Source organism: Plantibacter auratus (assembly GCF_050587365.1).
Lineage (GTDB): Bacteria > Actinomycetota > Actinomycetes > Actinomycetales > Microbacteriaceae > Plantibacter > Plantibacter auratus.
Window position 1 is genome coordinate 166,408 of sequence record NZ_JBOBFV010000002.1, and the last position, 20,913, is coordinate 187,320.

The 20,913-nt window shown below is 69.7% G+C and carries 19 protein-coding genes; 14 read left to right on the forward strand and 5 right to left on the reverse strand.

Annotation, left to right across the window (positions count from 1 at the left end):
* The first annotated feature begins 107 nt into the window (after nt 1-107).
* The gene (locus tag ACQ3HE_RS07895) at nt 108-983 is read left to right on the forward strand and encodes an exodeoxyribonuclease III (RefSeq protein ID WP_071262231.1); all 876 of its coding nucleotides are present in this window, start codon (nt 108-110) and stop codon (nt 981-983) included.
* 26 nt (nt 984-1,009) lie between these two features.
* On the opposite strand, the gene ACQ3HE_RS07900 is transcribed toward ACQ3HE_RS07895, so the two are convergent.
* The 3 genes from ACQ3HE_RS07900 to ACQ3HE_RS07910 form a co-directional block, all read right to left on the reverse strand.
* A complete protein-coding gene (locus tag ACQ3HE_RS07900; RefSeq protein ID WP_430892062.1) occupies nt 1,010-2,590 on the reverse strand; it encodes a DUF4832 domain-containing protein in 1,581 nt (526 codons plus the stop codon).
* A 159-nt stretch (nt 2,591-2,749) separates the two neighbouring features.
* Complete coding sequence (locus tag ACQ3HE_RS07905) at nt 2,750-4,342, reverse strand: amino acid permease (protein WP_430892064.1); 1,593 nt, start codon at nt 4,340-4,342, stop codon at nt 2,750-2,752.
* A 160-nt stretch (nt 4,343-4,502) separates the two neighbouring features.
* Nucleotides 4,503-5,423, reverse strand: coding sequence for an AEC family transporter (locus ACQ3HE_RS07910; protein ID WP_430892066.1), 921 nt, complete (start codon nt 5,421-5,423; stop codon nt 4,503-4,505).
* 163 nt (nt 5,424-5,586) lie between these two features.
* On the opposite strand from ACQ3HE_RS07910, the gene ACQ3HE_RS07915 reads away from it, so the two are divergent.
* Nucleotides 5,587-6,684 carry a Glu/Leu/Phe/Val dehydrogenase family protein gene (locus tag ACQ3HE_RS07915; protein WP_430892068.1) on the forward strand — a complete coding sequence of 366 codons (1,098 nt, stop codon included), beginning with the start codon at nt 5,587-5,589 and terminating at the stop codon, nt 6,682-6,684.
* Between the two features lie 79 nt (nt 6,685-6,763).
* Here ACQ3HE_RS07915 and ACQ3HE_RS07920 read toward each other — a convergent pair whose 3' ends face one another.
* Nucleotides 6,764-7,777 (reverse strand): NADP-dependent oxidoreductase, encoded by a 1,014-nt coding sequence (locus tag ACQ3HE_RS07920; RefSeq protein ID WP_430892070.1) that lies wholly within the window; start codon nt 7,775-7,777, stop codon nt 6,764-6,766.
* A gap of 92 nt (nt 7,778-7,869) precedes the next feature.
* The gene (locus ACQ3HE_RS07925) at nt 7,870-8,307 is read right to left on the reverse strand and encodes a DUF1304 domain-containing protein (protein ID WP_371413677.1); all 438 of its coding nucleotides are present in this window, start codon (nt 8,305-8,307) and stop codon (nt 7,870-7,872) included.
* 83 nt (nt 8,308-8,390) lie between these two features.
* Between ACQ3HE_RS07925 and ACQ3HE_RS07930 the strand changes: the two genes are divergently transcribed.
* From ACQ3HE_RS07930 to ACQ3HE_RS07985, 12 genes are all read left to right on the forward strand, one after another.
* Entirely contained in the window at nt 8,391-8,972 is a 582-nt protein-coding gene (locus ACQ3HE_RS07930) for a TetR/AcrR family transcriptional regulator (RefSeq protein ID WP_430892072.1), read from the forward strand.
* A gap of 131 nt (nt 8,973-9,103) precedes the next feature.
* Nucleotides 9,104-10,012, forward strand: a complete 909-nt coding sequence (locus ACQ3HE_RS07935) for an ABC transporter ATP-binding protein (protein ID WP_430892074.1) — start codon at nt 9,104-9,106, stop codon at nt 10,010-10,012.
* Nucleotides 10,013-10,066: 54 nt separating this feature from the next.
* A complete protein-coding gene (locus ACQ3HE_RS07940) occupies nt 10,067-11,128 on the forward strand; it encodes an aliphatic sulfonate ABC transporter substrate-binding protein (protein WP_430892076.1) in 1,062 nt (353 codons plus the stop codon).
* A gap of 45 nt (nt 11,129-11,173) precedes the next feature.
* Nucleotides 11,174-12,037, forward strand: a complete 864-nt coding sequence (locus tag ACQ3HE_RS07945; protein ID WP_430892078.1) for an ABC transporter permease — start codon at nt 11,174-11,176, stop codon at nt 12,035-12,037.
* 160 nt (nt 12,038-12,197) lie between these two features.
* Nucleotides 12,198-13,631: a DUF6421 family protein gene (locus ACQ3HE_RS07950; protein ID WP_430892080.1), complete on the forward strand. Its 1,434-nt coding sequence runs from the start codon at nt 12,198-12,200 to the stop codon at nt 13,629-13,631.
* A gap of 134 nt (nt 13,632-13,765) precedes the next feature.
* Nucleotides 13,766-15,169 (forward strand): sensor histidine kinase, encoded by a 1,404-nt coding sequence (locus tag ACQ3HE_RS07955; protein WP_137242381.1) that lies wholly within the window; start codon nt 13,766-13,768, stop codon nt 15,167-15,169.
* Entirely contained in the window at nt 15,166-15,873 is a 708-nt protein-coding gene (locus tag ACQ3HE_RS07960; RefSeq protein ID WP_430892082.1) for a response regulator, read from the forward strand. Before ACQ3HE_RS07955 ends, ACQ3HE_RS07960 begins: the two co-directional genes overlap by 4 nt.
* Nucleotides 15,874-15,936: 63 nt before the next feature.
* Entirely contained in the window at nt 15,937-16,941 is a 1,005-nt protein-coding gene (locus ACQ3HE_RS07965) for an aldo/keto reductase family protein (protein ID WP_430892084.1), read from the forward strand.
* A 187-nt stretch (nt 16,942-17,128) separates the two neighbouring features.
* Nucleotides 17,129-18,013, forward strand: a complete 885-nt coding sequence (locus tag ACQ3HE_RS07970; protein WP_159877563.1) for an ABC transporter ATP-binding protein — start codon at nt 17,129-17,131, stop codon at nt 18,011-18,013.
* Nucleotides 18,010-19,161, forward strand: coding sequence for an ABC transporter permease (locus ACQ3HE_RS07975; protein ID WP_430892086.1), 1,152 nt, complete (start codon nt 18,010-18,012; stop codon nt 19,159-19,161). The genes ACQ3HE_RS07970 and ACQ3HE_RS07975 overlap by 4 nt, the downstream gene beginning before the upstream one ends.
* Nucleotides 19,158-19,595 carry a hypothetical protein gene (locus ACQ3HE_RS07980; protein WP_079704981.1) on the forward strand — a complete coding sequence of 146 codons (438 nt, stop codon included), beginning with the start codon at nt 19,158-19,160 and terminating at the stop codon, nt 19,593-19,595. The genes ACQ3HE_RS07975 and ACQ3HE_RS07980 overlap by 4 nt, the downstream gene beginning before the upstream one ends.
* A gap of 161 nt (nt 19,596-19,756) precedes the next feature.
* Complete coding sequence (locus ACQ3HE_RS07985) at nt 19,757-20,866, forward strand: threonine aldolase family protein (protein WP_175116455.1); 1,110 nt, start codon at nt 19,757-19,759, stop codon at nt 20,864-20,866.
* Nucleotides 20,867-20,913: the final 47 nt, after the last annotated feature.

Below are 20,913 nucleotides of genomic sequence, written 5' to 3' on the forward strand. Positions count from 1 at the left end.
CGGCTCCACCGAACCGGTCGTTTCTCAGGACCTCTCCGGCATGGCGACCCTCCCCCGGGGCGACACGCCGGAGGTCTCCTGAGAAAGGAAACCGATAGCGTTGGGGCATGCGCATCGCCACCTGGAACGTCAACTCGATCCGTACCCGCGTCGGCCGCGTGGTCGACTGGCTCGTCCGAGAGGACGTCGACGTCCTCGCCATGCAGGAGCTCAAATGCAAGCCCGAGCAGTTCCCGATGGAGGCCTTCACGAAGGCCGGCTACCAGGTGGAGCTGCACGGGCTCAGCCAGTGGAACGGCGTCGGCATCGCCAGCCGCCTACCGATGGAGGACGTGCAGATCGGCTTCCCCGACATGCCGGGCTTCGGCAAGCCACCGGCGAGCCTCGCGCTGGACGGTCCCGGCTTCGACGCCGACGGCCTGCCGCTCGAAGCGCGAGCCATCGGCGCGACGGTCGACGGCGTCCGCCTCTGGAGCCTGTACGTCCCGAACGGCCGCGCGGTCGGCGACCCGCACTACGACTACAAGCTCCGCTGGCTCGCCGCGCTCGAAGCCGACACCCGCTCCTGGCTCGCCGAGAACCCCGAGCTACCGCTCGCACTCATGGGCGACTGGAACGTCGCGCCGCTCGACTCCGACGTCGGCGACCCGAGCTTCGGCCCGGGCTCGACCCACATCTCGGCACCGGAGCGCGCCGCCCTCGCGGCCTTCGTCGACGCGGGACTCCAGGACACCGTCCGACCGTTCGTCCCCGAGGGCTACACCTTCTGGGACTACAAGCAGCTCCGGTTCCCCCGCAACGAGGGCCTCCGGATCGACTTCATCTACGGCTCACAGGCGTTCGCGGACCACGTCGTCGAGGCGTCGATCCACCGCAACGAGCGCAAGGGCGACAGTCCGAGCGACCACGTTCCCGTCGTCGTCGACCTCGACTTCACCCTCTCCGAGGAAGAGGACGACGACTCGCCGATGATCTTCGGCTGAGCCGGCGCCCCCTCACTCGAGTCCGGTCAGGCGTTCCGACGCCGGCGGGCGAGCAGGAGCGCGAGGGTTCCGAGTGCCACCACGCCACCGCCGAGGACCGCGGGAGCGAGCGACGAGACGCCCGTGTCGGGCAGCCTGGCCGCAGCACCGGCCACCGGTTCGGCCATGACGACGCCGTCGGCGCCGACGGTCACCTGACGCTGCAGGCTGTTCACGCCGGTCGCCGCGTCCCAGGTGCCGACGTTCGCCGTCTGGACGGCGTAGAGCGGGTTCGCCGCGACCGACTCGTGCGTGGCCGGCAGCGACAGCGCCGTGTCGTAGCGACCGGCCGGGACGTCGGCGAGTGACGCCTGAAGTGTGACGGTCTCCCCCGCACCCCAGGTGCGGGCGTCCGAACCGAACGGGACGCGCACCGTGCGCTCGGCGTTCGACAGCACGAGGTACGCGAGCCGGCTGTTGTACGGAGCCGCCCAACCGTCGTTCCGGACCGTGAGCGAGAGCGTGTCGTCCACGACCGAGCTCTCCGTCATCACGAAGCGGTAGCCGAGTCGCTTCGCGGTGGTGTCGAGGTTCTCCTGGCCCCAGGACTGCAGGACGTCCTGGAGGTAGTCCCAGTTCAGGTAGCTGAAGTTGTATCGCTCCATCTCGGCCGAGGCGGTCGCCCACTCCGACCGCGGCGGGTTCACGTTGCAGGTCTCGCCGCCGACCGGCACCCAGTCGCTCTCCTGCGCGAGGTAGTCCTGATCGAGGGAGATCGGGTCGGACAGGTAGGTGCCCCAGTCGTCGGGTGCCGCGAGGAAGCAGTCGTTGTGGTGCCCGATGCGCGAGATGGCGCTGCCGTCGAACGCCTGCGCCTCGGTGATGGCCCCAGCGGTTCCGGACGCCACCCCGAGGATGTTCTGCTTCATGTTCATGGTCCGCACCTGGATGGAGCGGTCAGCTGGAACCGCTTCGAGGAGCGCCTCGACGACTGCGCGACGCTTCGCCCAGTCCTCGTCCGTGAGGACACCGGGGTTCGCCGGGTCCGCGGCGAAGTGGTCCGTGTAGTAGCCCTCACCCCAGAGGCCGACGAAGCCGGCCTGCACGACCGAGATGACGTCGGCGTTGTCCTGGAAGATCGGCGTGAGCTGCTCGATGTGGGTGAGCACGATGTCGAGCGGTGCGTCGCCGTAGGGCGGTGTATAGGGCCAGTCACCGCCCGCCAGGTACGCGAAGCGGGGGATGATCGAGATGCCGGCGGTGCGAGCCGCGTCGAAGTCCGCCTGGACGAGCGCGAGCCAGGCCGGGTCGAGGGTCGGCTCGGCCACGAATCGTTCCAGGTAGAAGACGCGGACGAGTTCGGTGATGCCCTCCTCGCGGTAGGCCGCCAGGGTGGCGACGTCGAGCGGCGTGTACCCCGGCCCGCCCTCGGTCCCCTCGGGGTAGTAGTGAGTGTTGTTCGTGTGGTCGAAGCCGCGCTCGGGATTTGCGATGATCGCATCGCTCGGCTCGTAGGCGACCGTGTCGGCCGGGGTCGGGGCAGGTGCTTGCGCCGCAGCGCTCAGCGGTGTGGCGACGACGATGCCGCACGCGGCGAGCACGGCGACGAGACGGAGACGACGGTTCACGGGAACTCCAGCGGGGTCCGGTGGTGCACGGAAGAGGTTGCCCACATCCTGCTGAACCGACACCCGAGGTGCAAGAGAATGCTCGAAACCGACCCGAAGTGATCACTATCGCTTAGCGATTCACCACGAAGCACTGACTCGCCGCCGTCTCCGCTCGCCCTATGAGCGAGGCGCGCCCCCGCGCTTCCGCTTGTTCGCATCGATGGCGGGACGCTCCGCGACCACCGGCCAGGTGCCCGTGTGCCCCTCGCGTGCGGCCGCAGCGGCGAGGATCCGCGGCTTGGCGGCGAACCATCCGACGATGAGCAGCGGGATGAGCACGACGAGGGAGGCGAGCACCCAGCGGCCGGTCTCCGAGAACCCCATCGTCACGAGGACGAACGCGAGGAACGCCAACGTGAGGTACGACGTGAACGGCGCCCCGAAGAGGCGGAACGACGGCCGCTCGACCTTGCCCTGCTTCGCCCAGCGCTGCAGCTGGATCTGGCAGAGGATGATCGTCGCCCACCCGCCGATGATGCCGATCGCCGAGATCTCGAGCACGATTTCGAACGCCTTCGACGGCACGAGCGCGTTGAGGCCGACACCCAGCAGGGTGAGTGCCGCCGTGAGCAGGATGCCACCGAACGGGACGCCGTTCTTGCTCATCTTGCCGGTGAACGCGGGGGCCGAACCGTTGACGGCCATTGACCGGAGGATGCGGCCGGTCGAGTAAAGCCCCGCGTTGAGGCTCGACAACGCCGCGGTCAGGACCACGAAGTTCATGACCGACGCCGAGATCGCCCCGGCCTGCTCCGACCCGATGTGCGAGAAGAAGGTGACGAACGGGCTCTCGCCGGCCTCGTAGGCCGTGTACGGGAGCAGGAGCGAGAGGAGCAGCACTGAGCCGACGTGGAAGATCGCGATGCGGAAGATGACCGTGTTGACGGCCTTCGGCATGATCTTCTTCGGCTCGGCCGTCTCACCTGCGGCGGTCCCGACGAGTTCGATCGCCGCGTAGGCGAACACCACACCGGAGATCGCGATCATCGGGGCGAACGCCCCGACGGGGAACAGCCCGCCGTTGTCGCCGATGACCGAGAACCCGACCGCACCGATGTCGGTCCGGCCACCGAAGATGATGAAGCAGACGCCGACGATGAGGAAGATCACGAGCGCCGACACCTTGATGAGCGCGAACCAGAACTCCATCTCGCCGAAGAGCTTCACCGACACGAGGTTGAGCGCGAGCACGATGACGAGGGCACCGAGTGCGAAGACCCACTGAGGGAAGTCCTCGAGTTCCTTCCAACCGAACAGCTTGCCGAAGGTCTTGATGTAGAGCGCGGCCGCGGTGACGTCGACGATCGAGGTCATCGCCCAGCTGAGGAAGTACAACCACCCCGCGCCGAACGCCATCTTCTCGCCGTAGAACTCACGCGCGTAGGAGATGAACGAGCCCGAAGACGGACGGTGGAGGACGAGCTCGCCGAGGGCGCGAAGGATGAGGAAGGCGAAGAACCCGCAGAGCGCGTACACGAGGATGAGCGCCGGGCCGGAACTGTTCAGGCGACCACCCGCGCCGAGGAAGAGTCCGGTGCCGATCGCGCCGCCGATTGCGATCATCTGGATCTGCCGCGGCTTGAGGGTCTTGTGGTACCCCTCCTCCTCGCCGGAGAAGTCCTGCACGGCGAGCATCTCGTCACCGACGGTCTCGCGGGATGCGGCCCAGTCTCCGGAACGTTCGTGTCGTGGGGTCGTGCCTTCGGTCATGTCGTCCCATCGGGTCGGGTCCGACGGGGCTCCGCCGGACTGGACGGTAGTATATCTCAGTCGTGCCCGCCCAAGAGTAGTCGCGATCGTTCGGCTTTTCCGGCCATCGCTGTCCATGCTTCGGAGGACAGCGGAGCTCCGGACGGACCGATTCGGGGGGTCAGGCGAGCAGGGCGGCGACGACGACGAGGACCGGCACGGAGAGGATCGTCGTCAGCAGGACGGTGTCGCGGGCGAGCGTGACACCCTGCTCGTACCGGCTGGCGAAGTTGTAGACGTTCTGGGCCGCCGGGAGGGCGGCGAGGACGACGGAGGCGAACAACGGCGTGTCGCTCAGCCCGAAACCGAAGTGGGCGATGAGGTAGGCGAACCCGGGCATGACGACCGACTTGATCGCTGTCGCCACGAAGATCTCCCGACGTCCGCTGCCGGCCTGCAACGGCCGCATGCCGTGCAGTGACATCCCGAACGCCATGAGGATGAGCGGCACGGCCGCGCCGCCGAGGAGCTCGAACGGAGCCATGACCGGCTCGGGCAGCCGGACGCCGAACAGGTTGAGCACGACGCCGATGATCGACGCGACGATCATCGGGTTGCGGAAGGGCTGCGACACGATGCCGAGGAACGAGACGGAGCCGCGCTGTCTGACATCGAGGATGGTGAGCGCGATCGGGGCGAAGACGAGGAGCTGCAGCAGGATGACCGGCGCGACGTAGCCGGCCTCACCGAGGACGTAGACCGCCACCGGGATACCGATGTTGTTGGCGTTGACGTAGCCCGAGCCGAGTGCGCCGATCGTCGCGACGGAGAGGTCCTTGCGCAGCCACACCGCGTTCAGCAGCACGAAGAGCGCGGCGGCCGACAGGGCACTCGCGAGGGCGACCCAGATGAAACTGCTGAACACCTCGTGCAGGTCGGCCGTGGCGAGCACGGTGAACAACAGCGCCGGGTTGGTGACGAAGAACGCCACCCGGTTGAGCACGTGCCCGGTCGTCGGCCCTCCGACCTCGAGGCGGCCGGCGAAGTAGCCGACGAGGATGACGGTGCCGATGATCGCGAACCCCGTCAGCACTCCACCCATGCCGTCCAGCCTAGGCGCAGCCCGTCCGGTGGCCCGTTGAGCCGACGGTTGTGGAGCGGGCGGTCGGCGTGGAGAATCTGGGGAGGAGAGTGGGGCACCACCATCGCCCCGCGATCCGCTCCCACCAGGAGCCCGCACCAATCACCCACGAGGAGATCCGACGATGACGTCATTCGACCCGGTCGCGTCCAGCGACGCGATGCACAGCACCACCCTCCCCCATGAACGCCTCTCCATCACCCGCGGACCGCGCTCAGGGCTGACCATCAGCGTCGCCCTGCACTCCACCGCCGTCGGACCCGCCCTCGGCGGCGCGCGACTCTGGCGCTACGGGTCCTGGCTCGAGGCCGTCGACGACTCCCTCCGCCTCGCCGCGGGGATGACGATGAAGAACGCGGCCGCCGGTCTCGCGCACGGCGGCGGCAAGTCCGTCATCCACCTGCCCGTCGGCACGACCCTCGACCCTGCGGAGCGCCGCGACGCGATGCTCGACCTCGGCGACGCGGTCGAGGCGCTCGGTGGCGCCTACCGCACCGCGGAGGACGTCGGCACGACCGCCGAGGACATGGCCGTCGTCGCCGAGCGGACCGACCACGTCAGCGGGCTGCCGGCCGACCGCGGTGGCGTCGGCGAACCGAGCGAGGCGACGGCTGCCGGCGTGCACGCGGCCATCACCGCGACGCTCGAGACGGTCTTCGGCACCCCGCTCGTCGCGGGCCACCGGGCGACGATCTCCGGGCTCGGCCAGGTCGGCGGACGTCTGGCCCGACGGCTCGCGGCCGAAGGCGCTCGCCTCATCGTCACCGACGTCGACCCACGGAAGCGCGCCCTCGCCGAGGAGATCGGCGCCAGCTGGATCGAACCGGGCGACGAGCACCTCGTCGAGACGGACCTCTTCGTACCGTGCGGTGTCGGCGGTGCCCTGAACGCCCGGGTGATCGGGCAGCTGCGGTGTCGCGCCGTGGTCGGGGCGGCGAACAACCAGCTCGCCTCCCGCGCCGACGCGGTGGCCCTCGAGGAGCGCGGCATCCTGTGGGCGCCGGACTTCGTCGCGAACGCGGGCGGCGTGATCTACCTCGCCATGGCGTCCGAACCGGGCGCCGATGCCGCTGCCATCGAGCAGCGGGTGTCGGCGATCGGGCGGACCGTGCAGTCGATCTACCGAAACGCCGCAGCGGAGGGCGTCACGACGCTCGTCGCCGCCGAACGCCTCGCGATGGCCCGCATCGATGCGGCCGGCGGGGTCCTCGCAGCGGTCTGACGACGACGAACGGCCCGTCCACCCGGAGCGGGTGGACGGGCCGTCGATCGCCGGTGTCAGGCGAGGTCGAGGGATCGCGTCAGAGCTTGACGACCATCTTCCCGGTGTTGGCGCCGCGCATGAGCGCGAGGAACGCGTCGAGCGTGTGGTCGAGGCCCTCGTAGACGGTCTCGTCGAAGACGACGTCGCCGTTCTGCAACCAGGCGCCCATCTCACCGGAGAACGCCGGGAAGTGCTGCGTGTAGTTGCCGACGGTGAAGCCCGTGAGGGTCAGCCCACGGGTCACGATGTTCGACAGGTTGCGCGGGCCCTCGGCACGCTCGGTGTCGTTGATCTGCGAGATGACGCCGCAGAGCGCTGCGCGTCCGCCGTCGTTGAAGGCGTCGATCGCCGCTTCGAGGTGGTCGCCGCCGACGTTGTCGAAGTACACGTCGATGCCGTCGGGTGCCGCGGCCGCGAGCTGCTCCGTGACGGGGCCGTCCTTGTAGTTGAACGCGGCGTCGTAGCCGTACTTCTCCGTCAGCAGGGCGACCTTCTCAGCCGATCCGGCCGAACCGATGACGCGCTTCGCGCCCTTGAGACGGGCGATCTGGCCGACCATCGTGCCGACGGCACCTGCAGCACCGGAGACGAACACCGTGTCGCCCTCCCGGAACTTGGCGACCTCGAGCAGACCGACGTACGCGGTGAGGGCCGTCATACCGAGGACGCCGAGGTAGGCGGACAGCGGGACGCCGGGGAGCTCAGGCACGACGCGGAACCCGCTGGCGTCTTCCTGGACGAGGTCGCGCCAGCCGAACTGGTGCAGGACGACGTCGCCGACGGAGAAGCCCTCGGCGGCCGACTCGACGACCCGGCCGATGGCGCCGCCGGTCATCGTCTCACCGAGCTGGTACGGCGCGACGTAGGAGCGGGCGTCGTTCATGCGACCGCGCATGTAGGGGTCGACGGAGAGGAAGAGGTTCTGGACCCGGAGCTGGCCGGGCGCGAGCTCCGGGAGTTCGACGGAGACGGTCCGGAAGTCGGACTCGGTCGGCCAGCCGACCGGTCGCGAGACGAGCTGGATCTGGGTGCTGAGCGCGGGGGTGTTCATGTGGTGCCTTTCCTTGGTGCAGTGATTCGGTGGGCGGGCGCAGCACGTCGTCGGGTTGCGGACGGGGTGACGCCTGGGGCGTCGCGGAGGTGTCAGACGGCCAGTGCGATGACGAGCGCGATGAGTCCGAGCAACGGGGTGGTCCCCTGGACGATCGCGGCGCGGGCCTTCGTGCGGTCCGAGGTGATGAGGACGAGCGAGGCGAGGAGCATGGAGCCGGCCGAGGCGAAGACGAGGGCCGCGCCGATACCGGTCGAGCCGGTGATGAGGAAGACGATGCCGACGATCGTGCCGATCGCGAGGAACAGGTTGTAGAACCCCTGGTTGTACGCCATCCCGCGGGTGGTCTCGGCCTCGAGCTCCGAGGTGCCGAAGGTCTTGCGGGTGGCCGGCTCGGTCCAGCGCAGCGACTCGAGCACGAAGATGTAGACGTGCAGGAGGGCGGCGATGCCGACGAGGACGAGACTGACGACGAGCATGGGACGGGCCTTCCGGGAGATCGGCGTCGAGTCGTCCGGACGGAGCGACATTCTGTACCGATGGGTCTACTATAATAGTAGAACGCTCGGTCCACAACCCCGTCACGCGGATGCCGAGCGAGGAGGAGGCACCCATGGGACGCACGCAGGAGTTCGACACCGTCGCCGTCGTCCAGGCGGCGCGCGACGTCTTCTGGGACCGCGGGTACGAGGCGACCTCGCTCACCGACCTCGAAGCGGCCACCGGTCTGCGACGGTCGAGCCTCTACCACGCCTTCGACAGCAAGCGCGGGCTCTTCGACGCCGCCGTGCAGGACTACCTCGACACCGTCATCCGACCGCGCCTCGCGGTCCTCGCGCTGGCGACGGACGGCAGAGCCGGGCTCACCACCTACTTCTCCGGCGTGCAGACGGTCATCGCGACCCTGCCCGACGACTCCCCCCGCCGCGGTTGCCTCCTCCTCAACAGCGCGGCCGGCCTCGCAGCCCACGACGACGCACTGCGCGAGGTCGTCGACGGCTACCGGGCCGAGCTCACCACCGCCGTCTCGGACGCCCTGGCCCTCGCCCGTCCCGAGGTGGACGCGGGCGAATTGGCCGCGGCCGCACGGCAGCTCACCTCGTTGTCGGTCAGCGCGCTGCTGCTCGCCCGAGTCAACCGGGAGGAGGCCGTCGCCATCCTCGACGTCGCCCTCACGCAGGTCGGCAGCTGGTAGCGGACGCATAACACCGGAACCCTCCGGATGTCACCGGCGGACGCCAATGTGACGCTCTGTTTCGGCGACCGAGAGGGGTCCGTCGCCCTCGCGTAGCATGGCGGGCACCCCACCCCTGGAGCCCGAGACCCATGACGAACGCTGCCCCAAGCCCGCTCGCCGCGGGCTCGCCGGCCACCCGCGACGCCGCCCCTGTCGGCTCGGCGGATCGTGCCTCCACGGTCGCGTTCGCCGGGGTCGGCCGCACCTTCGCGAGCGGTGCCGGCAAACGCACCGACGTCCCGCGGCCCGTGCTGCGCGACGTCACGATCACCGCCGAGGCCGGCGAGGTCGTGGCGATCCTCGGCACGAGCGGCTGCGGCAAGTCCACCCTGCTGCGGATCGCGGCCGGTCTCGACCACCCGACCGCCGGCTCCGTGCTCATCGACGGCACACCCGTCGCCGGCATCAACCCGCGCACGGCCTTCGGCTTCCAGGAGCCTCGACTCCTCCCCTGGCGCACCATCGCGGCGAACGTCGCACTCGGTCTGCCCAAACGGACACCCGCAACCGAAGGACGTGCCCGCGTCGCCGAGCTGCTCGAACTCGTCGGGCTCGCGGACTTCGCCGAGCACCGCCCACGGGAGGTCTCCGGCGGCATGGCGCAACGCGCCTCGCTCGCCAGGGCCCTCGCCCGCCGGCCGGGCGTCCTGCTCCTCGACGAACCGTTCGGTGCCCTCGACGCCCTCACCAGGCTGAAGATGCAGGATCTGCTGCTCGCCATCCACCTCGCCGCGCCCACCACGATCCTCCTCGTGACGCACGACGTCGACGAGGCCCTCCAGCTCGCCGACCGGGTCATCCTCCTGGGTCGTGAGGACGGACACCCCGGTTCGACCATCGCCCAGACCGTGACCGTCCCCGGCAACCGCCCGCGCGACCGCGGGTCGGCAGAGCTCGCCGAGCTGCGCGGCCGCCTCCTCGACGGACTCGGTATCGACCGCCACGGTCTCGCCCGCGGCGACCAACGACTGCCGTCCATCCCGCACTTCCCGTACTGAGCCACCCACCACCTCCGCCGTCATCCCGCACCGATCCACAGCAAGGACCAACGCATGACCTCACGACGCCGCTTCACCACCTCCCGCGCCGGGCGCGCGGCCATCGTCGCCGCGACCGCCGCCGCAGCGCTCCTCCTCAGCGGCTGCGTCGCGGGCGAGAACGCTCCTGCGGCCGGCGGCGACAGCACCGCCGGCACCACCGAGGGCGGCACGCTCGACATCGACTTCGCGACCTACAACCCGCTCTCGCTCATCATCAAGGACCAGGGCTGGCTCGAGGACGCACTCGACGACCAGGACATCACCGTCAACTGGGTCCAGTCGGCCGGCTCCAACAAGGCGAACGAGGCACTGCGGGCCGACGCGATCGACGTCGGGTCCACCGCCGGCTCCGCCGCACTCCTGAACCGGGCGAACGGATCGGCCATCCAGGCGATCGACGTCTTCTCGCAGCCCGAGTGGTCGGCGATCGTCGTCGGCCAGGGCTCGACGATCACGGACGTCGCCGAGCTCAAGGGCAAGAAGGTCGCCGCGACGAAGGGCACCGACCCCTACTTCTTCCTCCTGCAGGCGCTGGAGGAGGCCGGCCTGTCCGCCTCGGACGTCACGATCGAGAACCTCCAGCACGCCGACGGCTGGGCTGCCCTGCAGAACGGTTCCGTCGACGCGTGGGCCGGTCTCGACCCGATCATGGCCGGCGCCGAGGAGGCGGGCGCGAAGCTCATCTACCGCAACGTCGACTTCAACAGCTACGGCATCCTGGCCGCGACCGAGTCCTTCATCGACGAGCGTCCGGACGTCGCGCAGACCGTCGTGAACGCCTACGAGCACGCTCGTGAATGGGCTGCGTCGAACCCCGACGAGACGGCGCAGATCCTCGCGGACGCCGCGGGCCTCGACCTCGCCGTGGCGACGAAGGTGATCGCGGAGCGCTCGAACCTCGACGTCGACCCGGCCCCGGGCAAGGCGCAGGAGCAGGTCCTGTCGATCATCGGCCCGATCTTCGTGGAGTCCGGCGACGTGTCGTCGCAGGACAAGGTCGACGACGCCCTGGCCGACCTCTTCAACCCGAGCTTCGTGGACGACGCGGACCCGTCCGCCATCGGCGCGAAGTAGTCCGGCTCCTTCCCCACCTCGGTCCCTGAGCCTGTCGAAGGGCCCATGACCCCATCCCGAGAGGCTCCCGTGAGCGACCAACCCGGTCTCGGCACCACCGCAGCCGCGGGTGCCCAGGCGACCCAGTCCGGCCGCGACGCGCGCGCCGTCCTCGGGTCCCGCAGGATCGTCGTCGTCCTCGGCGGCTTCCTCGTCCCCGTCGTCATCCTCGGGGCCTGGCAGCTCGTCACCGCGTTCAGCCTCGTCCCCGCCTCGCAACTCCCGGCACCCGCCGAGGTCTGGGCGGCCGGCGTGGATCTCGCGCAGCGCGGCTGGTTGCAGCAGGACGTGGCCATCTCGGTGCAGCGGGTCCTCGTCGGCTTCCTCATCGGCGCTGTCCTCGGCCTCGTCCTCGGCGCGGTCGTGGGGCTCTCGCGCCTCGGCGACATCCTGCTGTCGACGACCTTCGCGGCGATCCGTGCCGTCCCGTCGCTCGCGTGGGTCCCGCTGCTCATCCTCTGGCTGAAGATCGGTGAGGAGTCGAAGATCACGCTCATCGCGATCGGCGCGTTCTTCCCGGTGTACACGACGGTCTCCGCCGCGCTCCGCCACGTGGACAAGCACCTGGTCGAGGCGGGCCGCGCCTTCGGGCTGAACGGTGTCGCGTTGTTCCGGACGGTGCAGCTGCCCGCCGTGACGCCCTCGGTCGTCTCCGGCCTCCGGCTCGCGCTGGCGCAGTCGTGGCTGTTCCTCGTGGCGGCGGAGCTCATCGCCTCGTCCATGGGACTCGGGTTCCGCCTGGTGGACTCGCAGAACAACGGCCGGGTCGACCGCATCTTCTTCGTCATCATCGTGCTCGCGCTGCTCGGCGCGATCACCGACGCGCTCGTCGGTGTCCTCGACCGCTGGATCAAGCGCCGCTGGGGGTAGCGGCCCGCCGCGGTCGGCCGTGCAGTTCCCCAGCGCGAACGGCCGAATATTGCAGCGAAGTCGCTCCTGACGCAAGAAATCCGCACCCCCTCCGCCCCTACGCTCGAAGGAATCGTCACCCACCCCGGGCGACGCCTGCGCACGCGGAAGGAGGTTCACCATGTCGAACGTCGCCACCACCCACACGAAGAGCATCGTCGGAGAGCCGGAGGTCGTCGAAGACGCCGCCGCACTCATCGGGCACCCGGCCTGGACGGACCTCAAGGCCGCCGCGACCGCGCTGCAGGCCGTCCAGGTGAAGGACGGCTCGATCCCCGAGGCGAGCGACCACGAGTCGGCGGCAGCGCACGTCGCCGCGATAGTCGCGAGCGTCCGCACCCTCGCTCCGAACTTCCCGCACGACGCCGAATACCTCGACGCGCTCGTCGCCGACTTCGACCGCTGGGAGCGCGACGGCTTCGGCGTCCCGGACTTCCTCGACTCGCTCGTCGCCTTCCACCCCGAGCGGCATCGCGTGGACGGCCTGGGACACCTCGTCGTGTTCCCGATGGTCACGCAGAACGGTTCGACCGACCGCCACATCGAGGCCGTGCTCGTCGAGGTCATCTGGCCCGAGTTCATCGCCGCGCTCGAGGCCGGCGACTACACGAACGCGCTCTTCGTGCCGATCCGCTTCCTCGACTTCACGCCGGGGTACGACACGAACTCGGCGGTCCTCTTCCCTGAGACGGTCGCGATGCGCGCGATCCCGGCGTTCACCTGGGGCGCGATCTTCCAGGACCGCGAGGCGGCCCGGTACCGTCGGGTGGTCCGAGCCGCTGCCGAGATCACCAAGCTCGATCTCCCGGCCGACGCCGCGTCCCTCCTGGACGACCAGCAGCTGGCCGAGGAGACCTTCGTGATGTGGGACCTCATCCACGACCGCACGCACATGCGCGGTGACCTCCCGTTCGACCCGTTCATGATCAAGCAGCGGATGCCGTTCTTCCTGTACTCCCTCGAGGAGCTGCGCTGCGACCTCACGGCGTTCCGCGAGTCGGTCCGGCTGGAGCGCACGCTGACGACCCGCGCGGAGACCGAGACGCTCGACGCGGCCGACGTGGCGATCCTTGAGCACGCGAAGCTCGTCCAGTACGCGATCATCTTCGACCGCATCTTCCGGTTCGCCATCACCGGCTCGCGCGTCCGGAACTACGACGGCGTCGGCGGCCAGCTGCTGTTCGCGTGGATGCACCAGCACGGCGTGCTGCACTGGACCGACACCAGGCTCACGATCGACTGGGACGAGGTCCCCGACGTGGTCGTGCGGCTCGGTGAGAGCATCGACGAGCTGTACTGGCGATCGATCGACCGTCCGAAGACCGCGCACTGGCTCGCCGCGTACGAGCTCGTCCGGACGACGCTGACGCCGCACCCCGCGTCGCAGTGGGCGCGTGGGCTGTCCGACGAGATCCTGAGCGGACCGCCGCGCGGACTCACCGACGCGGTCCTCGACGACGAGTTCCCCCTGTCGATGTTCTACGAGGCGCTGGGCAAGAAGATGGCGGACGTCATCACGTCGACCGCAGGGATCACGGGGCGATCCGCGGCCTGACCCGACCGTGCCGCGGAGGAGCCCGGAGCAGCACTCTCCTGAGTGCCGCTCCGGGCTCCTGTCCGGGTGCCGGACCGCCGCGCTCCGTCGCTCGACGGATGTCCCCGGCGGGGCGTCGCGCTAGCGTGGACGGCATGAGCGAGCCCGCCGTCGACCAGCAGGAGGACCGCCCGGTCGACCCCTACGACGCCGAGTGGCGGCGTCCGGCCGCGACGCCGTCGGAACAGCGATCCGACATCATCCTCGCCATCGCGCTCGGCGTCGGCACCCTCCTCAGCCTCACGCTGTACACGATCGCCGGGTTCTACCCCGAGCCCGCACCGATGTGGGCGTCCGTCCTCTGGGCGATCGGCATCACCGCGCCACTCGCGTTCCGTCGCCGCTTCCCGTGCTCCGTATCGATCGTCGTCGCCGTCATGTTCATCGTGGGCGGCACGGTGCTCGTACCCGAGGTCCTCTTCACGAACATCGCCCTGTTCCTCGCGATCTACACGGTCGGTGCATGGGTTCCGAACCGACGGCGCGCTGCGCTCGTCCGCGTGCTCATCATCGTCGCCATGTTCGTCTGGCTGCTCGTCTCCATGTTCATCCAGGCGACCGACCCCGACGCCTTGCCCAGCCTCTCCCGGGTGGGGCTCTTCTCGCCCCTCGTGGCGTTCATCCTCATCCAGATCCTGACGAACATCCTCTACTTCGGAGCCGCGTACTTCTTCGGCGAGCGCGTGTACCAGTCCTCCCGGGAGCGAGCGGCGCTCGAGCAGCGCACGGCCGAGCTCGAGGCGGAGCGCGCCCGGTCCGCCCGGCAGGCGGTCGCCCTCGAGCGGGTGCGGATCGCGCGCGAGCTGCACGACGTCGTCGCCCACCACGTCTCGGTCATGGGCGTCCAGGCCGGTGCCGCGCGCACCGTGCTCGATGCGGACCCGGCCGCCGCGCGGGATGCACTCACGAACGTCGAGCTCGGCGCACGGAGCGCGATCGACGAGCTGCGCAAGATGCTCGGCACCCTCCGCGCACACGGCGAACCGACCGACGAGGAGAGCAGCCCGTCGACCGTCGGCGTCGGCCAGTTGGGTCGGCTCGCCGACGAGTCGACGGCGAACGGGCTGCCGACGAGGTTCGAACTCGTGGGGACACCGGTCGCGATCCCGGCCGTCGTCTCGTTCAACCTGTACCGGATCGCGCAGGAGGCGCTCACGAACGCCCGCAAGTACGGCGGTACCACGGCGACGGCCGAACTCAGGCTCCGCTATCTGGACGACGCGGTCGAACTCGAGGTCACGAACACGGGGACCGTCCCGACGGTGGCCCGACGCGGCGGGCTCGGGCTCATCGGGATGCGGGAGCGCGTGGCGTCGTCCGGCGGCGTCCTCGAGGTCGGGGCACGCGCCCGCGGCGGCTTCCTCGTGCGGGCCGCCATCCCGCTCGGCCGGCCGGGCGACCAGGCGATGGAGCCCGTCGCCGCGTCCATCGCCGACGCCCGCCTCGCCTCCGCCGCCGCAGGACGACCCCAGACCACCACCACGAAGGACCAGGCATGACCGAGCAGCCCACCCGCATCCTCCTCGTCGACGACCAGGAGCTGCTGCGTGCGGGCTTCCGCATCATCCTGGGCTCACAGCCCGGGATCGAGATCGTCGGTGAGGCGTCGGACGGTGCCGAGGCCGTCGCGCTCGCGACGACGCTCGCGCCGGACGTGATCTGCATGGACGTCCAAATGCCGGGCATGGACGGCCTCGAGGCCACCCGTCGAATCGTCGCGGATCCGGACACCAACGCCGCCGTCCTCATCCTCACCACCTTCGACCGCGACGACTACCTGGCCGAGGCGCTCCGTGCCGGCGCGAGCGGGTTCCTCCTGAAGAACTCCTCGCCGGAGGAACTCGTCGCGGCGGTCTCGGTGATCGCGGGCGGGGAGGCGCTCCTCTCCCCGGCGGTCACGCGCCGGGTCATCGAGGGGTTCACTCGTCAGAGCCCCGTCGTCGAGGACGCCGCGCTGGACCCCGCCGTCCCGGCCGGGCCGACGACCGGCGCCGACTATGAGCAGCTGACGGAGCGCGAGCGCGAGGTCCTGCAGCTGGTCGCCCAGGGCCTGTCCAACCAGGAGATCGCGACCACGCTCTTCGTCGGCGAGGCGACCGTGAAGTCGCACGTCTCGAAGGTGCTGCAGAAGCTCGCCCTCCGTGATCGCATCCAGGCGGTCATCTACACCTATGAGCACGGGCTGGCGTCGCCGCGCAGCTGAGGGTTCGCTCCGTCTCCGCGCAACCCCGTCGGTCGGTCGGATGCGAGGAGTAGCGTGACGACCATGGAATTTCGATACCTCGGCAACAGCGGACTCAAGATCTCAGAGATCATCTTCGGCAACTGGCTGACCCACGCCTCGCAGGTGGAGAACGACGTCGCCACGGCGAGCGTTCGCGCCGCCCTCGACGCGGGCATCACCACCTTCGACACGGCCGACGCCTACGCGAACACGGCGGCTGAGCAGGTGCTCGGCGACGCCCTCAAGGACGAACGACGCGCGAGCCTGGAGATCTTCACGAAGGTCTACTGGCCCACCGGCCCGAAGGGGCACAACGACGTCGGGCTGTCGCGCAAGCACATCATGGAGTCGATCGACGGTTCACTCACGCGTCTCGGTACCGACTACGTCGACCTGTACCAGGCCCACCGCTACGACAGCGAGACGCCCCTCGAGGAGACGATGCAGGCCTTCGCCGACGTCGTCCGGGCGGGCAAGGCGCTCTACATCGGCGTGAGCGAGTGGAACGCCGAGCAGCTGCGCGCCGGCCACGCCCTGTCCAAGGAGCTGGGCTTCCAGCTCATCTCGAACCAGCCGCAGTATTCGATGCTGTGGCGGGTCATCGAGGAGGAGGTCGTCCCGACCTCGCGCGAACTCGGCATCTCACAGATCGTCTGGTCGCCGGTGGCGCAGGGCGTCCTCAGCGGCAAGTACCTGCCGGGCGCAGAGCTCCCGCAGGGCAGCCGGGCCACCGACGAGAAGGGCGGCGCCGACACCATCAAGCGCTTCCTCGACGACGAGGTGCTGACGGCCGTCCAGCAGCTGAAGCCCATCGCCGACGAGCTCGACCTCACCATGGCGCAGCTGGCGCTCGCCTGGGTGCTGCACAACGACAACATCGCCGGTGCGATCGTCGGGGCCTCGCGTCCCGAGCAGGTCACCGCGAACGCCGCCGCGGCCGGTGTGAAGCTCGACGACGCGGTCATCGCCCGCATCGACGAGGCCGTCGGCTCCGTCGCCGAGACCGACCCCTCGAAGACGGTCTCCCCGGAGTCCCGCCCCGCCTGATCCAGCGCTCGGCTGGTCCACGACGCCCGGTATCCCCCACTCGACGGAGAAGGGGACCGGGCGTCGTCGCGTCAACCCGTCCTACGGCGGATGCCGGTGGCACACCACGCCGCGTAGCGTGATCGCCATACCGGGAGAACCCGACGCAGGACACTCGGTCCAGCACGCAGATCACAGGAGGCGGCCGATGCTCGAACTCAGCCACATCGACAAGTCGTACGGCGAGCGGAAGGTGCTCGACGACGTCAGCTTCCAGGTCGCGCCCGGCCGCATGACCGGGTTCGTCGGCGGGAACGGCGCCGGCAAGACGACGACGATGCGCATCCTGCTCGGTGTCCTCGCCGCGAACGCCGGAACCGTCACCCTCGATGGCACCCCGCTCACCCCGGAGGACCGCCGCCGGTTCGGCTACATGCCGGAGGAGCGCGGCCTCTACCCGAAGATGCGGGTCGAGGAACAGCTCGTCTACCTGGCCCGCCTCCACGGGTTCACGACCCACGCCGCCAAGCGCAACGCCGGCGAGCTGCTCGAGCGTCTCGGCCTCGGCGAGCGCCGGAACGACGCCCTCGAGAGCCTGTCGCTCGGCAACCAGCAGCGGGCGCAGATCGCCGCGGCGCTCGTGCACGACCCCGACGTCCTCGTCCTCGACGAGCCGTTCTCGGGCCTCGACCCGATGGCCGTCGACGTGGTCGTCGGCGTGCTCAGCGAGTTCGCCGCAGGCGGCTCGCCCGTCCTGTTCTCCAGTCACCAGCTCGACATCGTGGAACGCCTCTGCGACGACCTCGTGATCATCGCCGGTGGCAGGATCCGCGCCTCCGGCTCGCGCGAGTCCCTCCGCGAAGCCCACGCCGGCAACCGCTACGAGCTGCTCACCGCGGCCGACACCGGCTGGCTGCGCGAGCGTGCGGGGATCTCCGTCGTCGACTTCGACGGTGGCTACGCCCTCTTCGACGCCGACGACGCCCAGGCGGCGCAGGCCGTGCTCCGTGAGGCGCTGACCCACGGTGACGTCACGAGCTTCGCCCCCCTCCGCCCCACCCTCGCCCAGATCTTCAAGGAGGTCATCCAGTGACCACGGCAACCGAGTCCCCGATCCAGCCCGCCGGTCGTCGTCGCTCCGGCCCGGCCTCCCCAAGCCTCGTGCAGAGCATCGGTCTCGTCGCCGAGCGCGAAGTCAAGATGCGTCTGCGGAGCAAGACGTTCCTCATCTCGACTGGCATCCTGCTCCTCGTGATCCTCGCCGGCATCGTCGTCGGTGGGTTCCTCGCGAAGAACACCGCCTCGGAGACCACGAAGGTCGCGGTCGTCGGGAACGCGGGTGCGGGACTCGTCGACGGCAAGACCTTCGACGTGACCGAGGCGGCCGACGTCGCCGCCGCTGAAGCCCTGGTGAAGTCGGGTGACGTCGAAGCGGCGATCGCACCGGCCACCGACGACAACCCCACCGGCGTCCAGGTCATCTTCGACTCCGAGGCCTCCAACACGCTCATCATGCAACTGAGCGCGCAGCCGCAGGTCACCATCCTCGATCCCGACGCCGACGCCTCCGCGGGCTTCCTGCTCTACATCGTGTCGCTCGGGTTCGGTCTCGTGTTCTTCGTCTCCGCCACCACCTTCGGGGCGTCGATCGCGCAGAGCGTCGTCGAGGAGAAGCAGACCCGCGTCGTCGAGATCCTCATGTCCGCCATCCCCGTGAAGGCGCTCCTCGCAGGCAAGGTGCTCGGCAACAGCATCCTGGCGTTCGGGCAGATCCTGGCGATCGCGGCGCTGTCGGTGATCGGGCTGACCGTGACGGGCCAGACGGAGCTGCTCGCCGGACTCGGGACCCCGGTCCTCTGGTTCGTGGTCTTCTTCGTGCTCGGCTTCATCCTGCTGGCCGCGCTGTTCGCCGCTGCCGGATCGCTGGTCTCACGTCAAGAGGACATCGGTTCCACGACGACCCCGATTACGATGCTGATCATGATCCCGTACTTCGCCGTCATCTTCTTCAACGACAACCCGGTGGTGATGACGATCATGTCCTACGTGCCGTTCTCGGCAGCCGTGGGCATGCCCGTCCGCCTCTTCGTCGGCTCGGCGCAGTGGTGGGAGCCGATCCTGTCCCTGCTGATCCTCGCGATCACCGCGGCGCTCGTCATCCTCGTCGGCTCGCGGATCTACGAGAACTCGCTGCTGAAAATGGGTGGCCGGGTCAAACTCTCGGAAGCGCTCAAGGCATGAGCGGGCTCGGCGGGATCGACGAGGTCTTCAACCCGGGCGCCTTCGAGGCCAAGCAGTTCCTCGACGCCGAGCAGCGCCTCCCCGCGCCGGCGCCGCTCGCGGGCGATCCGGCGGGCGACATCTACGGCGACGAGCCCATCGTGCTCGACCTCGTGGACGAGGACGAAGAGGACCAGGACGCCCGACTGACGCCCGAGCAGGCCGCCGCGCTGGCGGCCGAGCAGCCGGCTCAGCCCTCCGCCGAGGACGAGCAGCAGGCCGCCGTCGCCTCCTCGATCGCCGTGCACGCGCTCGCCTACGAGCACGCGCTCGCGCAGGAGACGCCGGACGCGGAGCCGGAGCCCGGCGCGCACGCCGACGTCGACGCCGCGATCGACGCCGTGCCCGAGGAGGTCGTCCCCTCCTCCGACGGCCCGCGTCACGCCGCCGACTGACCCTGTTTCCCGGTTCACAATTCAGGAGCGCCTCGGCGCGTCCCCGCCGACACGCACGGTGCGAGGGCGCCACGCCCGGGCGCTCCTGAATTGTGAACATGCCCGACGGCGACCCGAGCACGCAGGAAGTCGGCCCGCGATGCACGGAAGCTGCGTGTGGCATGCGCGAGGATGGATCAGTGACCGACTCTCTGCATGACACCAGCATCCGTGGCTTCGCCTCCGACAACTACTCCGGCGTCCACCCCGAGATCCTCGACGCCCTCGCGGCGGCCAACGGCGGCCACCAGATCGCCTACGGCGAGGACGACTACACCCGTCGGCTGCACGAGGTCTTCGCCGATCACTTCGGCCGCGACGTCGCCGTGTTCCCCGTCTTCAACGGCACCGGCGCGAACGTCGTCGGTCTGCAGTCCATGCTCCCGCGCTGGGGTGCCGTCATCTCGGCGTCGACCGCGCACATCAACTCCGACGAGGGCGGCGCGCCGGAGCGGGTCGGTGGCATCAAGCTCCTGACGGTCGACGCCCCCGACGGCAAGCTCACGCCCGACCTCATCGACCGCGAAGCGTGGGGCTGGGGCGACGAGCACCGTGCACAGCCGCTCGTCGTCTCGATCACGCAGACCACCGAGCTCGGCACCCTGTACACGCCCGAGGAGATCCGCGCGATCGCCGACCACGCGCACGGTCACGGCATGAAACTGCACCTCGACGGCGCCCGCATCGCCAACGCCGCAGCAGCCCTCGGCGTCCCACTGCGCGCGTTCACCGCCGATGCCGGCGTCGACGTGCTGTCCTTCGGTGGGACGAAGAACGGACTCATGTTCGGCGAGGCCATCGTCGTCCTCGAACCGTCGGCGTCGGAGGGCCTCGTCTACCTCCGGAAGCTCAACATGCAGCTGGCGTCGAAGATGCGCTTCGGTGCGGCGCAGCTCATCGCCCTGCTCGAGCCGGCGGCCGACGGTGGCGACGGGCTCTGGCTCCGCTCCGCGACCCACGCCAATGCGATGGCCGCGCGCCTCCGCACCTCCCTCGAGGCCCTCATCGCCGCCGGCGAGGCACCGGGACTCGGCTTCAGCCAGCCGACCCAGGCCAACGCGGTGTTCGCGACCCTGCCAGCGGGCGTCCCCGACCGCTTGCGCGAACGCTTCCGCTTCTACGACTGGGACGCCGCGAAGGGCGAGGTCCGCTGGATGTGCTCGTTCGACACCACGGAGGACGACATCGACGCATTCGTCGCCGCGATCCGCGAGGAACTCGCCCGCGCGTAGCGGCCGGTCACGATGACGGCGGGCCTCTGCGCGTCGACCCCCGATAT

Coding starts and splice junctions, on each gene's coding strand:
- ACQ3HE_RS07895 (WP_071262231.1), top strand. CDS start 108: ATGCGCATCGCCACCTGGAACGTCAACTCGATCCGTACCCGCGTCGGC.
- ACQ3HE_RS07905 (WP_430892064.1), bottom strand. CDS start 4,342: ATGACCGAAGGCACGACCCCACGACACGAACGTTCCGGAGACTGGGCC.
- ACQ3HE_RS07910 (WP_430892066.1), bottom strand. CDS start 5,423: ATGGGTGGAGTGCTGACGGGGTTCGCGATCATCGGCACCGTCATCCTC.
- ACQ3HE_RS07915 (WP_430892068.1), top strand. CDS start 5,587: ATGACGTCATTCGACCCGGTCGCGTCCAGCGACGCGATGCACAGCACC.
- ACQ3HE_RS07920 (WP_430892070.1), bottom strand. CDS start 7,777: ATGAACACCCCCGCGCTCAGCACCCAGATCCAGCTCGTCTCGCGACCG.
- ACQ3HE_RS07925 (WP_371413677.1), bottom strand. CDS start 8,307: ATGTCGCTCCGTCCGGACGACTCGACGCCGATCTCCCGGAAGGCCCGT.
- ACQ3HE_RS07930 (WP_430892072.1), top strand. CDS start 8,391: ATGGGACGCACGCAGGAGTTCGACACCGTCGCCGTCGTCCAGGCGGCG.
- ACQ3HE_RS07935 (WP_430892074.1), top strand. CDS start 9,104: ATGACGAACGCTGCCCCAAGCCCGCTCGCCGCGGGCTCGCCGGCCACC.
- ACQ3HE_RS07940 (WP_430892076.1), top strand. CDS start 10,067: ATGACCTCACGACGCCGCTTCACCACCTCCCGCGCCGGGCGCGCGGCC.
- ACQ3HE_RS07945 (WP_430892078.1), top strand. CDS start 11,174: ATGACCCCATCCCGAGAGGCTCCCGTGAGCGACCAACCCGGTCTCGGC.
- ACQ3HE_RS07950 (WP_430892080.1), top strand. CDS start 12,198: ATGTCGAACGTCGCCACCACCCACACGAAGAGCATCGTCGGAGAGCCG.
- ACQ3HE_RS07955 (WP_137242381.1), top strand. CDS start 13,766: ATGAGCGAGCCCGCCGTCGACCAGCAGGAGGACCGCCCGGTCGACCCC.
- ACQ3HE_RS07960 (WP_430892082.1), top strand. CDS start 15,166: ATGACCGAGCAGCCCACCCGCATCCTCCTCGTCGACGACCAGGAGCTG.
- ACQ3HE_RS07965 (WP_430892084.1), top strand. CDS start 15,937: ATGGAATTTCGATACCTCGGCAACAGCGGACTCAAGATCTCAGAGATC.
- ACQ3HE_RS07970 (WP_159877563.1), top strand. CDS start 17,129: ATGCTCGAACTCAGCCACATCGACAAGTCGTACGGCGAGCGGAAGGTG.
- ACQ3HE_RS07980 (WP_079704981.1), top strand. CDS start 19,158: ATGAGCGGGCTCGGCGGGATCGACGAGGTCTTCAACCCGGGCGCCTTC.
- ACQ3HE_RS07985 (WP_175116455.1), top strand. CDS start 19,757: ATGCGCGAGGATGGATCAGTGACCGACTCTCTGCATGACACCAGCATC.